Genomic DNA, 12,626 nt, shown 5'->3' on the forward strand with positions numbered 1-12,626 from the left:
GGCACGGGGCGATTGAACAAACAACGCAAACGTCCTACACAATTAAGGGTGAATTAAGTTGCGCGAGGTAATCTGATCCCACTTAAACAGCTCACCCCAAAGGACTCCATCATGAAAAACCTGACCGCTCTGTTCGCCGCTGCCGCCCTGACCCTGACCGCCGGCCTGGCCCAGGCCGATGTTCGCCCGGACCAGATTCCAAGCCTGCTGCAATCGGGCGCCGTGAAGCCATTTGAACAGCTGAACGCCGCCGCCCTGGCCAAACATGCCGGCGCCACCATCAACGACACTGAGCTGGATAACGAAGCCGGGCGCCTGGTCTACGAAGTTGACCTGACCGACACCACTGGCAAGAAGTGGGATGTGAAGCTCGACGCCAAGACCGGCGAAGTGCTGGAAAACAAACAAGACACTTAAGTTGCCCCAGCCACACAACGCGCCGCCTTCGGGCGGCGCAGTTGTGTCTGGTCAGGCACTCAGGCGCGCGGTCACTTCATTGAGCTCGGCCGAAAAGCCCCGCAGGTTATGACTGGCCGCTTCGGTGCGCTGCACGTTGTCCAGGTTGGCGGTGGCCACCGTGGTGATTTGCGTGATGTTGCGCGAGATATCCTCGGCCACCGAGGTTTGCTCCTCGGCCGCCGTGGCGATCTGCCGGTTCATGTCGCGGATCGCCTCCACCGCCTGGGTGATATGACTGAGCATCGCCCCGGCCTGGGTGACTTTTTCGACACTCTCGTCACTGCACGACTGGCCGCTGATGATCGCCTCGGCGGCATCCACCGCCCCCGTCTGCACCGCCTGGATAATCTGGTTGATCTCGATGATCGACGCCGCCGTGCGTTGCGCCAGGCTGCGCACTTCATCGGCCACCACCGCAAAGCCACGCCCGGCTTCGCCCGCTCGTGCCGCCTCGATTGCCGCATTGAGGGCCAGCAGGTTGGTTTGTTCGGCGATGCCGCGAATCACTTCCAGCACCGTGCCGATGCGCACGCTGTCGGCTTCCAGGCGGCGGATGATGCCACCGGTGTTGAGGATCTCGTTGCGCATCTGGCCGATGGTGGCAATGGTCACTTGCATCACCTGGCCGCCTTCACGGGCCGAGTGATCGGCCTCGTCCGCCGCTCGCGAGGCACTGGCAGCGTGGCGCGCGACTTCCTGGGCGGTGGCGGACATTTCGGTCATCGCCGTCGCCACCTGGTCGGTCCGGCTGAACTGGTCCTGGGTGCCCGTCGCCATCTGCCCGGCAATCGAATTCAGCTCGCCACTGGCGCTCACCAGGTCCTTGGCACTGCGCTGCAGGCGGCCAAAGGTTTCGGCGAGAAAATCGCGCAACGTGTTGGCGGCCTGGGCCAAATGGCCCAGCTCATCCTGGCGCTGGCTGGCAACGCGCTCGGCAAACCGGCCATGGCTCAATTGGGCTACATAGTCGATCAGGCCCCGGATCGGCAAAATCAGGTTGCGGTTGATCAACCACAGGCTGAACAGACCGATCAGCACCCCAGACAGCACCATCACCGCCAAGCCCAGCATCACGGTACGTTCGGCATAGGCGCTGATTGCCAGCGACTGCAACTTGCCCTGCTCATGCAGTTGCGTGACCAGAGCGCTCATCTGTTCGCTCACCGCGCGGTCCACGCCCTTGACCGCGTTATCGCCGGCCGCCGCATCGGCACCGGCGGCCACGTACGCATCACGCCCCTTCTGGTAGGCCACGCCCAGCAACTGGTGCTCCTGGCGCAAGGTGTCCAGGCGACGGCTCAAGCCTGGATCGCCCTCGGTGTTGGCCACCAGGCGCGCGAGGATGCCCTGCACTTCCCGTTGCCGATCCTGGAATTGCCCCCAGTACTTGTCCATGTCCTGGGGCTGTTTGCCACGCAGCAGGACGTTTTTCCATTCCTGGACCTGGACCTTGAATTGCACGTTGGCCTCATCGATCAGCTGTGAGGTCTGCAACGGCCCCTCCAGCAAACTGCGATAACTCTGCACACCGCTGGAGAGAAAATGAAAACACGCCAAGGCAATCAACAGCATTGCCAACAAGCTGCCACCGAGCAACGACAGGATCTGTGCTCTCAAGGACTTTCGCAAAAAACTCATCGGGGAAAAGCCTCGAAACAGGGAAATGGGGACCTGCACCGCAACATCCCTGTCAACCAACGCACAGCCAATCCAATGGCATGCTTGCGCCTTGAATCGGCCGGGCCAGACGCTTCTTGAGCGCAGTGGATGAGCGGTCGGGCGGGAGTGCCCCGTAGCTGACACAAAACTGTCAAATCCCCTTGCAATGATTGCGCAACGCGCGCCCATCGCCTGCCTCTGCGAGCCCCCATGAACCACAGCATCGACCACGGCCACCAGGACTCCGACCTGTTTGGCCTGCTTTACGGTTTCCGCTTTCGGCCCGGCGAGAAAGCCGAGCAGATCGACTCGGCAACCGTGCTCAAGGCCTTGCACGCCCCGGCCGACCCCGATGAATTCCTGTGGCTGCACCTGAACCTGGCCCACGCCGCCTGCCAGCGCTGGATGCAGGCGCACCTGGAGTTGCCGCCGGAGTTCTTCGAGGCCTTGCACGAGGGCTCGCGCTCCACCCGTATCGAACATGTGGACTCGGCCTTGCTGGCGGTGGTCAACGACGTGGTGTTCAACTTCAGCAGCATGATGTCATCGGACATTTCCACCTTGTGGGTCTGCGCTCGCAGCCGCCTGCTGATCAGTGCGCGCCTGCAACCGCTGCACTCGGTGGACAAGCTGCGCTCATCGGTAAAGGCCGGCGAACACTTCCGCTCGCCCCTGGAGTTGCTGGTGCATCTGCTGCGTGACCAAGGCGAGGTGCTGACGCAGATCGTGCGCAAGACCAGCCTCAGCGTCGACCAGATCGAAGACCAGTTGCTGTCCTCGCGCCTGTCCACCAACCGCGCCGAACTGGGGGCCATGCGCCGGGTGCTGGTGCGCCTGCAACGCCTGCTGGCCCTGGAGCCGGGCTCGCTGCTGCGCCTGCTCAACCGCCCGCCGCAGTGGCTGCAAAAGGAGGACGTGAAGGAGCTGCGCAAATCCACCGAAGAGTTCGCCCTGATCATCAACGACCTCACGGCCCTGGGCGAACGGATCAAGTTGTTGCAAGAAGAAATCGCCGCCAACCTCAACGAACAAAGCAACCGCACGCTGTTCACCTTGACGGTGGTGACGGTACTGGCGCTGCCGATCAATATCATTGCCGGTTTTTTTGGCATGAACGTCGGAGGTGTGCCGCTATCCCAGGACCCCGAGGGGTTCTGGATCCTGGTGGCGTTGGTGGCGACGTTCACCTTGATTGCCGGCAGATGGGCATTTCGCAAGCGCCAGGATTACTGAACCGGCGCCTACCCAGAATTTGTGGACCGGCGGTTATCTCAATCCACCAAACACTGACTTGACGCAGCATCTCTGTAACATTCTGCAACGATCATGGGAAACATCCTCCCCACACTGGATGCTCCGGCATGGCCACCCCTTCCCTGACTGCCTCGCCCCAGGCTGGCGCCACTGACGCAAAACCGCAATTGGACAAGAAACCCGGCCTGTTCACGGTGATCATGTTCTTCGCCGTGCTCGCCATGGGCCTGTTGTTCACCGCCTACAGCCTGATGCACGACATGCACGAACTGGGCACGGTGGTCACCACCTGGACCCCATTCCTGCTGCTGGGCGTGGCCTTGTTGATTGCCCTGGGGTTCGAATTCGTCAACGGTTTCCATGACACCGCCAACGCCGTGGCGACCGTGATCTACACCAACTCGCTGCCGCCGCAATTCGCGGTGGTCTGGTCGGGGTTCTTCAATTTCCTCGGGGTGCTGCTATCCAGTGGCGCGGTGGCCTTTGCCATCATTGCCCTGCTGCCGGTGGAGTTGATTTTGCAGGTCGGTTCTTCCGCCGGTTTTGCGATGATCTTTGCCCTGCTGATCGCCGCGATCCTGTGGAACCTCGGCACCTGGTGGCTGGGCCTGCCGGCGTCGTCTTCCCATACGCTGATCGGGTCGATCATCGGCGTGGGCGTGGCCAATGCCCTGATGCATGGCCGTGACGGCACCAGCGGCGTGGATTGGGCCCAGGCGATCAAGATCGGCTATGCCCTGCTGCTGTCACCGCTGATCGGCTTCGGCTTTGCCGCCCTGCTGTTGCTGGCACTGCGGGCCTTTGTGAAAAACCGCGCGCTGTACAAGGCGCCCAAGGGCAACACCCCGCCGCCGTGGTGGATTCGCGGCATGCTCATCGTGACCTGCACCGGCGTGTCCTTCGCCCACGGTTCCAACGATGGCCAGAAAGGCATGGGCCTGATCATGCTGATCCTGGTGGGCACGTTGCCCATGGCCTACGCCTTGAACCGCACCATGCCGGCCGATCAATCCCTGCAATTTGCCGCCGTGGCAGAAGTCACCCAGCAAGCCCTGGTCAAGAGCGCACCACAAGCGGCGCCAGCCGATCCACGACCGATTCTGTCGACCTATGTGCGCACCAAGGACGTCACGCCCGAGCTGATCCCCGCCCTCGCCGCCCTGACCGGGCATATCGGTGAGCAAGTCAAAGGCTACGGTTCCCTGGCCAAGGTACCGGCCGAGGCGATGGGCAACGTGCGTAACGACATGTACCTGACCAGCGAAACCATTCGCCTGATGGACAAGGGCAAGGTCGGTCATTTCGATGCCGACACCCAGGGTAAGCTGCAACTGTTCAAGCAACAGATCGACAACGCCACACGCTTTATCCCGCTGTGGGTGAAGATCGCCGTGGCCATCGCCCTGGGCCTGGGCACCATGGTCGGCTGGAAGCGCATCGTGGTGACCGTCGGCGAGAAAATCGGCAAGACCCACCTGACTTACGCCCAGGGCGCCTCGGCCGAAACCGTGGCCATGCTGACGATTGGCGCTGCCGATATGTTTGGCTTGCCGGTATCCACCACCCATGTGCTGTCCTCGGGTGTGGCCGGGACCATGGTGGCCAATGGCGGCGGCTTGCAGATGAAGACCATCCGCAATTTGCTGATGGCCTGGGTGCTGACGTTGCCGGCGGCGATTGTACTGTCGGGCAGTCTGTATTGGCTGTTTACCCAAATTTTCTGAATCACCACACAGCAAAATGTGGGAGAGGGCTTGCCCGCGATGGCAGTGGATCAGGTTAGAAATACTTGACTGACACACCGCTATCGCGGGCAAGCCCGCTCGCACATTTTTTTGTGTGATGGCTTAGCCTGCGAATAAGCCGGCCATCGCTTTGAGCCGCTTCTTGTACAGCCGCCGCGCCTCCAGCGTCACCGCGACAAACCCCGCTCGCTGGTTGGGCTGCATCTGCCCGATCAGGTCCAGGTCGGCGCTGATCACCGTGCCTTCTGAATCACCACACAGCAAAATGTGGGAGCGGGCTTGCCCGCGATGGCAGTGGATCAGGTTAGAAATACTTGACTGACACACCGCTATCGCGGGCAAGCCCGCTCGCACATTTTTTTGTGTGATGGCTTAGCCTGCGAATAAGCCGGCCATCGCCTTGAGCCGCTTCTTGTACACCCGCCGCGCCTCCAGCGTCACCGCGACAAACCCCGCTCGCTGGTTGGGTTGCATCTGCCCTATCAGGTCCAGGTCGGCGCTGATCACCGTGCCTTCTGAATCACCACACAGCAAAATGTGGGAGCGGGCTTGCCCGCGATGGCAGTGGATCAGGTTAGAAATACTTGACTGACACACCGCTATCGCGGGCAAGCCCGCTCCCACATTTTTTTGTGTGATGGCTTAGCCTGCGAATAAGCCAGCCATCGCTTTGAGCCGCTTCTTGTACAGCCGCCGCGCCTCCAGCGCCTCCTCCAGCGTCACCGCGACAAACCCCGCTCGCTGGTTAGGCTGCATCTGCCCGATCAGGTCCAGGTCGGCGCTGATCACCGTGCCGATCATCGCGTAGCCGCCGCCTGATACCGCATCGCGGTGCAGCACGATCGGCTCCAGGCCAGCCGGGACCTGGATCGAGCCGATGGGGTAGCAACTGTCGACGATGTTCGATGGATCGGAGCCCGCGCCAAATGGCTGCTCCCGTGGCTGGAAGCTCAAGGCACTGCCACCCTTGAAGCGGTAGCCGATCCGATCGGCCTCGGAACCCACGGTCCAGGGCTCGGCGAAAAAGCTGCTTTTGGCTGCGGGCGTCAGGCGCTCGTAGTACAAGCCCGGCACCACGCGTAATGTCACATCGCCGCCCACCGAGCGGCGCAAGGCCATCGGCAAGCTATTGCCGGCACGGCCTTGGCCGCAGGTCTGGCCGATAGGCAACAGATCGCCCTCCTGCAAGCGCCGCCCGTGGAAACCGCCCAGCGCACCGAGGGTGTAAGTGGAGCGGCTGCCCAACACCAGCGGCACGTCGATCCCCCCGGCCACCGCCAGGTAGGTGCGCGCCCCGGCCACGGGAAACTCAAAACGCAGCACCTGACCGGCACGCACCTGGAACGCCGTGTCCTGGTGCACCACTTCACCGTCCAGGCGCGCAGACATCAGCGCGCCACTGAGTGCCACCAGGGCGTCCTGTTGGAACTCCAGCTGCGGGCCAATCAGCGTGCATTCCAACCCCGCCGCCCCCGCCGGATTGCCCACCAGATGGTTGGCCGCACTCAAGGCGTACTGATCCAGGGCGCCGGACGGCGGGATCCCCAAGTGGTAATACCCTTCACGCCCCAGGTCCTGCACGGAGGTGGCCAGGCCGGGCTTGAGCACCTTGATCATACGAGCGCCTCCTGCAGGGTTTTCGGGTAGCCGACCGGGTCGGCAAAAAAAGCGTCCAGGGAAAATTCCACCGGGCGAATGCGCAAATCGAAACGCCCGGCCTCCACCTCGGCCACCGCCAAGTCGTAGGCATCCCGGTCGATGGGCTTGAATTGCACGATATCGCCGGGGCGGAAGAACACCATGTGTTCCTTGAGATAGGCCAACTGCTGGGCCGGGTCGTAGATCGGCGCCGGGGTCACGCCAAACATCTGGTAACCCCCCGCGCCGCGCACTGAGTAGATACAGCCGAAACAGCCGCCATGGCCGAGGGTCAGCTTTGGCGTGTCGGTGCGTGGGCGCAGGTATTTGGGCACCTGCAACTGGCGTTCGCGCTCGACCATCTGGAACATGAACGGCAGGCCCGCCACAAAGCCGACCATCGACACAAACCACGGCGCGCCACTGTGGGCTGCGATAAACGCCTCGACATCCGCCAGGCCATTGATCCGCGCCGCGTACTCAAGGTCAGTGCCCGTCGGGTCCTGGTGTCGGTCGCGAAAACGCATCAGGGTTTCATGGGTCCAGGGGTCGTTGTACAGCACCGGAATCTCGATGATCCGCGTGTGCAAGGTGCGCTCGGCCACGGCCTGGGCCTCGGCGCTTTGCACCGCATCGAGCAGCACCTGGGGGGCGATCAGGTCGGGGTCGAAGCGGATCTGGAACGAGGCGTTGGCCAGGCAGATATCCAGCACGCCGGGCAGCTCCAGGCGCTGCACCGCGCGGGTGACGGCCATGCCCTTGAAGAACGCCTCCAGGGACATGCTTTCGCTGACCTCGGCGAACAAATGCTCATCGGCGCCAAAGCTGTAGCGAATCGGGGATGTTTCAGCCATGTCTGTTCCTCTTGGAATCATTGTAGAAAGGCAGGCAAAAATCATGCAGGGGCTGCGGTTCAGACGGGTGTGCGCACCACGATCCCCGCCTGGTCCAGGGCCCTGCGGGTCGCCTCCACCAGGTCCAGGGCGCCCGGCGTATCGCTGTGCAGGCAGATGGAATCGAATTCGATAAACAGGTCTTCGCCCTCGACGGTGCGCACCAGCCCCATCTGGCAGGCCCGCAGCACACGCGCCGCCACTGTCGCCGGGTCCAGGGCGCGCACGTTGCGGGTAAACACGATGGAGCCGGACAGATCGTACTCACGGTCGGCATAAAACTCGCGTACTACCGGCTGCCCCAGTTCCTTGGCAATGCGCCAGATCACCGAGCCGGGCATGCAATACAGCAGCAATTCAGGCTCCAGGCGTTGCAGGTTTTCCACCAGCAGGCGGGCCGCTTCTTCGTCCCGGGCCAGGTGCATGTAGAGCGCGCCATGGGGCTTGATGTGCTGCAAGGTCACGCCCTGCACCCGCGCCAATTCGCGCAGGGCGCCCAGTTGGTAGAGCATGTCGTCCACCAGTTCCTGGGCCGGGGCGTTGATGTGGCGGCGGCCGAACCCCACCAGGTCGCGAAAGCCCGGGTGCGCGCCAATGGCCACGCCCAACTGCTTGGCGCGCTCGATGGTGCGGCGCATGGTGCCGGGGTCGCCGGCATGAAAGCCGGTGGCGACGTTGGCGGAGCTGATAAACGCCATCAGCTCATTGTCCACACCGTCGCCAATGGTCCAGGGGCCGAAGCTTTCGCCCATGTCCGAGTTGAAATCCACTGTCTGCATCGGGGCTGCTCCGCAAGGGTTCGTGCCAAGGAAAATAGGCTGGCCCTTGACCCCTTGGGAAGATCTATTATCAGATAGGGTATCTTCGGAAAATCAGATACCCCCAAGAGAAATCCCCATGTCGCTTACGCTGCGCCAGGTTCGCTACTTTGTCGCCACCGCCGAAATCGGCCAGATTTCCCAGGCGGCGATTCACCTGAATATCTCCCAGTCGGCAGTGACCACCGCGATCAAGGAGCTGGAAGCCATGCTCGGCGCCCAGCTGTTTGTACGCTCGGCCCAGGGCATGAACCTGACCGACGCCGGCCGGCATTTTCTCAACCGCGCCTACGTGATTGTGCGCAGTGTCGACGATGCCCTCAGCAGCCCGCTGCCAGACTTGCGCGCCAGCGGCGTGCTGCGGGTCGCGGCCAGTTACACGGTGTTGGGTTACTTCCTGCCGCACCACTTGCAACGCCTGGAGCATTGGCACCCGGACGTGACCATCGAAGTCTTCGAGCAGGAGCGCCAGGCCATCGAACAGGGGCTGCTGGATGGCCAGTTCGAGATGGCCGTGGTGCTCACCGCCAACCTCACCCACCCGGATATCGTCTCGCAAATCCTGTTCAATTCCGAACGCCGCCTGTGGCTGCCCAGCCACCACCCGCTGTGTGAACGGCGTGCGGTGAGCCTGGCGGATGTGGCGCAGGAACCCTATATCCTGCTGACTGTGGACGAGGCCGAGCAAAGTGCCATGCGTTATTGGGAGCAGGCCGGGCAGACGCCCAAGGTGCGGCTGCGCACCAGTTCGGTAGAGGCGGTGCGCAGTATGGTGGCCAATGGCAGTGGCGTGGCGATTCTGTCCGACCTGGTCCACCGCCCCTGGTCCCTGGAAGGCAAACGCATCGAGACCTTGAGCGTGACTGACAAGGTCGCGCCCATGAGTGTCGGCCTGGCCTGGCACCGTGAGCGCACCTTTACCCCGGCGATGCAGGCGTTCCGCGACTACTTCCACGATGCCTTCCTCGCCCCCCAGCAACTATCGACACGCCGTTAAAGCTGGGCCTTCAAGGTGGCCGACAACCAGTCCATCAGCACCCGTACCCGTAGCGGCAAGTGGCGCTGGCCGGCATACAGCATCGATACATCCAGCGCAGGCGCGGGATAGTCGGGGAGCACCGCCACCAATTCGCCCTTTTCGAGCAATTCGCGGATACCCAGCCCCGGTACCTGAATGATCCCGAAACCGGCGAGGCATGCCGACTGGTACGCATCCGTGCTGCTGACCGTGACCCGCCCGGCCATGGCAATACGTTGCACCTTGTTGCCCTGCACATATTCAAAACCCGCGGAGCGCGCACCCAGCGGCCGCACGTAATGCACCAGTTGATGGGCGGCCAGATCGGCCAGGGTCTTGGGTTCGCCATAGCGTTGCAGGTAACCGGGGCTTACGCAGTTGATCATCGGCATGCTGCACAACAGGCGCGCCACCACGGACTGGTCTGGTTGTACGCCCACGCGCAACACACAATCAAAACCTTCGGCCAGCAGGTCGACCTGGCGGTCGGAGCTGCTGATTTGCAGCTCGATCAAGGGGTGCCGGTCCATAAACTCCGGCAGGTGCGGCAGGATCACCTTACGTGCCATCACATTGGGCATGTCGATACGGATCCCCCCGGTCAATTGCGCCTCGTCCTGGCGAAACAACCCCTCCAGCTCTTCCATATGGGCCAGCAGGTCCTTGCTGCGCTCATACAGCACGCGCCCGTCCTGGGTCGCCTGCACCTTGCGCGTGGTGCGCTGCAACAGGCGCGTGCCCAACAGGTCTTCGAGGGCGCGCACCTGCTCGGACACCGTCGAGCGCGGTAGCCCCAGGCTGTCGCCGGCCTGGGTGAAACTCGACAGTTCGGTGACCCGCACAAAGGTGCGCAACAGGTCCAGCTTGTTCATGGTGGCGCCCCGTGATTGTTCGACTGATCCGACCAGTGATTCCGGATTCACTCTGTTTATCACGCAATACCCGGACAAATACACTCATTCCACCATTACCCACCCGCTCCGAGGACTGCACCATGACCCGTAAAATCGCATTGATCACCGGCGCCAGCCGTGGCTTGGGCAAAAGCACCGCCCTGCATCTGGCCGCGCAAGGCATCGATATTGTCGGCACCTACTACAGCAAGGCCGCTGAGGCCCAGGCGGTGGTGGCAGAGATTGAACAGCTCGGCGGCCGCGCCGCCATGCTGCAACTGGATGTAAGCCAGAGCGCCACGTTCGACGGGTTTGTCAGCCAGCTCGGCGAGGTCCTGCAAGCGCATTTCGCCCAGGCGCATTTCGATTTCCTGATCAACAACGCCGGGATCGGCACCCATGCCAGCTTTGTCGAGACCACCGAAGCGCAGTTCGATCAAATGGTCGCGATCCACCTCAAGGGCCCGTTCTTCCTGACCCAGAAGCTCCTGGCGCTGCTCGTCGATGGCGGGCGCATCATCAATATCTCCAGCGGCCTGGCCCGCTTCAGCCTGCCCGGTTATGCCGCCTACGCCTCAATGAAAGGCGCGGTGGAAGTGCTGACCCGTTACCAGGCCAAGGAATTGGGCGCACGGGGGATCAGCGTCAACACCCTCGCCCCCGGTGCCATCGAGACCGACTTCGGTGGCGGCGCGGTACGCGACAACGCCGGCATCAATGCCTTTGTCGCCAGCAACACGGCCCTGGGTCGGGTCGGCTTGCCGGACGACATTGGCGGGGCGATCTCCACCTTGCTGGCCGATGGCAGCAAATGGATCAATGGGCAGCGTATCGAGGCGTCGGGCGGAATGTTCGTCTGACCCTCACACTTGCTCTGGCGCACGTTGCTGCAGGAACTTTTCCCGCAGCACGTCGTAGCCCCAGTGGTACACATAGGTGTACGGCAGGAAGAACAGCAGCACGCCGATATCCAGGATAAACGCCTGCATCAGGCTGATATTGAGCCACGCGGCAATCAGCGGTACGGCAAACAGAATCAGCCCACCCTCGAACAGCAGGGCGTGCATGATCCGGGTCTTGACGCTATTGGCCAGTTGCAGGCGCACCTTGAGGCGGTCGAACACGCTGTTGAAGATCATGTTCCACGTCAACGCCAACAGGCTGATGGCCAGGGTCACCGCGCCCATTTCCAGGGCTGGGCGACCGGTGATCCAGACCAGCAACGGGGTACAGATCAGCAAGGCCAGGCCTTCGAAGCCAAGGGCCTGGAAAACACGTTCGGTGATGGACTTGGTGGTGTTCATAGGTGTTGCTCTGTGAATGTCTTGGGTTGCCATCATCGCGCCCTGAAACGATACTTCATAATCAATAACCATCGATCAAGGCGATAGATCATGGCTTCTCATGAAGTGTTGCAAGCGTTTGTGCAGGCGGCGACCCAAGGCTCGTTTTCGGCGGCGGCGCGCAAGCTGGGCAAGAGCCAGTCGACAGTCAGCGCCGCAGTGGCCAGCCTGGAAATTGATCTGGACGTGGTGCTATTCGACCGCAGCAGCCGCAAGCCCAGCCTGACCCCGGCCGGGCACGTTCTGCTGCAACGGGCCGAGCAGGTGCTGGAGGCCAGCAGTCGCCTGGAGCTTGCCGCCAGCCAGTTATCCCAGGGGCTGGAGCCCAAGCTCAGTATTGCCATGTCTGATACCTATCAGTCGGGGCGCTTTGAAACGCTGCTCGGTGCCCTGGAGCAGCGCTATCCGGACCTGGAGCTGGAGTGGTTGATTGCCGAATGCGAAGACCTCATCGCCCTGGTGCAAAGCGGGCGCGCGCAGTTGGCGTTTATCGAGGCGCAGGAGGTCTACCCGCCAGACCTGACCCATGCCACCATCGAGGAGCGCGCACAACTTGCGCTGTTTGTGTCCCCGCGGCACGCACTGGCCAGCCTCGATGGTATCGACCAGCAAACCCTGCAACAGTACCGGGAGCTGCGCCTGGCAAGCATCATCAACCCCAATGAAAACCGGCTGACCGGCCGAGTCTGGTCCGCCCCCAGCTTTTTGATGCTGATGGAGATGGCCATCCTCGGCTTTGGCTGGGCCCCCTTGCCGAGCTGGCTGGTGGAGCGCTTTGCCAATGGCCAACTGGTGGAGCTCAAGGCTCGCGGCTGGCCGCGCTCGGTGGCGGTGGATGCGTTGTGGTCGCGGCAACACCCGCCGGGCCCGGCGGGGAGTTGGTTGCTGCAAAAGATGCTCGAATAA

12 protein-coding genes and 2 pseudogenes are annotated in these 12,626 nt (G+C 62.4%); 6 read left to right on the forward strand and 8 right to left on the reverse strand.

Annotated elements, in window-relative coordinates; genetic code table 11:
- Positions 1-111: 111 nt before the first annotated feature.
- Complete coding sequence (locus tag HBO05_RS04495) at positions 112-417, forward strand: PepSY domain-containing protein (protein WP_038442689.1); 306 nt, start codon at positions 112-114, stop codon at positions 415-417.
- 51 nt (positions 418-468) lie between these two features.
- Here HBO05_RS04495 and HBO05_RS04500 read toward each other — a convergent pair whose 3' ends face one another.
- Positions 469-2,097, reverse strand: coding sequence for a methyl-accepting chemotaxis protein (locus HBO05_RS04500; protein WP_172311879.1), 1,629 nt, complete (start codon positions 2,095-2,097; stop codon positions 469-471).
- Positions 2,098-2,328: 231 nt separating this feature from the next.
- Between HBO05_RS04500 and HBO05_RS04505 the strand changes: the two genes are divergently transcribed.
- Positions 2,329-3,351 carry a transporter gene (locus HBO05_RS04505; RefSeq protein ID WP_169955314.1) on the forward strand — a complete coding sequence of 341 codons (1,023 nt, stop codon included), beginning with the start codon at positions 2,329-2,331 and terminating at the stop codon, positions 3,349-3,351.
- Positions 3,352-3,479: 128 nt separating this feature from the next.
- Positions 3,480-5,096, forward strand: a complete 1,617-nt coding sequence (locus HBO05_RS04510) for an inorganic phosphate transporter (protein ID WP_170056885.1) — start codon at positions 3,480-3,482, stop codon at positions 5,094-5,096.
- A gap of 123 nt (positions 5,097-5,219) precedes the next feature.
- On the opposite strand, the pseudogene HBO05_RS04515 reads toward HBO05_RS04510, so the two are convergent.
- The 5 genes and pseudogenes from HBO05_RS04515 to HBO05_RS04535 form a co-directional block, all read right to left on the reverse strand.
- Positions 5,220-5,360 (reverse strand): annotated as a pseudogene (locus HBO05_RS04515) (allophanate hydrolase); the annotation flags it as partial.
- A gap of 129 nt (positions 5,361-5,489) precedes the next feature.
- A pseudogene (locus HBO05_RS04520) lies at positions 5,490-5,630 on the reverse strand (allophanate hydrolase); the annotation flags it as partial.
- 129 nt (positions 5,631-5,759) lie between these two features.
- Positions 5,760-6,734, reverse strand: a complete 975-nt coding sequence (locus HBO05_RS04525) for a biotin-dependent carboxyltransferase family protein (protein ID WP_170056884.1) — start codon at positions 6,732-6,734, stop codon at positions 5,760-5,762.
- Complete coding sequence (locus HBO05_RS04530; RefSeq protein WP_169955317.1) at positions 6,731-7,609, reverse strand: allophanate hydrolase subunit 1; 879 nt, start codon at positions 7,607-7,609, stop codon at positions 6,731-6,733. Before HBO05_RS04530 ends, HBO05_RS04525 begins: the two co-directional genes overlap by 4 nt.
- A gap of 59 nt (positions 7,610-7,668) precedes the next feature.
- Positions 7,669-8,427: a 5-oxoprolinase subunit PxpA gene (locus HBO05_RS04535; protein ID WP_172311881.1), complete on the reverse strand. Its 759-nt coding sequence runs from the start codon at positions 8,425-8,427 to the stop codon at positions 7,669-7,671.
- Positions 8,428-8,545: 118 nt separating this feature from the next.
- On the opposite strand from HBO05_RS04535, the gene HBO05_RS04540 reads away from it, so the two are divergent.
- A complete protein-coding gene (locus HBO05_RS04540) occupies positions 8,546-9,463 on the forward strand; it encodes a LysR family transcriptional regulator (RefSeq protein ID WP_170041937.1) in 918 nt (305 codons plus the stop codon).
- Here the strand turns inward: HBO05_RS04540 and HBO05_RS04545 are convergent.
- Positions 9,460-10,356, reverse strand: a complete 897-nt coding sequence (locus HBO05_RS04545) for a LysR family transcriptional regulator (protein ID WP_172311883.1) — start codon at positions 10,354-10,356, stop codon at positions 9,460-9,462. The two genes, HBO05_RS04540 and HBO05_RS04545, sit on opposite strands and share 4 nt — an antisense overlap.
- A gap of 122 nt (positions 10,357-10,478) precedes the next feature.
- On the opposite strand from HBO05_RS04545, the gene HBO05_RS04550 reads away from it, so the two are divergent.
- The gene (locus HBO05_RS04550) at positions 10,479-11,237 is read left to right on the forward strand and encodes an SDR family oxidoreductase (RefSeq protein ID WP_170041936.1); all 759 of its coding nucleotides are present in this window, start codon (positions 10,479-10,481) and stop codon (positions 11,235-11,237) included.
- A gap of 3 nt (positions 11,238-11,240) precedes the next feature.
- Here the strand turns inward: HBO05_RS04550 and HBO05_RS04555 are convergent, their stop codons facing one another.
- Positions 11,241-11,681: a multidrug/biocide efflux PACE transporter gene (locus HBO05_RS04555; protein WP_169955322.1), complete on the reverse strand. Its 441-nt coding sequence runs from the start codon at positions 11,679-11,681 to the stop codon at positions 11,241-11,243.
- A 90-nt stretch (positions 11,682-11,771) separates the two neighbouring features.
- On the opposite strand from HBO05_RS04555, the gene HBO05_RS04560 reads away from it, so the two are divergent.
- Positions 11,772-12,626 (forward strand): LysR family transcriptional regulator, encoded by an 855-nt coding sequence (locus HBO05_RS04560; RefSeq protein WP_172311885.1) that lies wholly within the window; start codon positions 11,772-11,774, stop codon positions 12,624-12,626.

Source organism: Pseudomonas sp. WS 5079, from assembly GCF_012985465.1.
Classification (GTDB): Bacteria; Pseudomonadota; Gammaproteobacteria; order Pseudomonadales; family Pseudomonadaceae; genus Aquipseudomonas.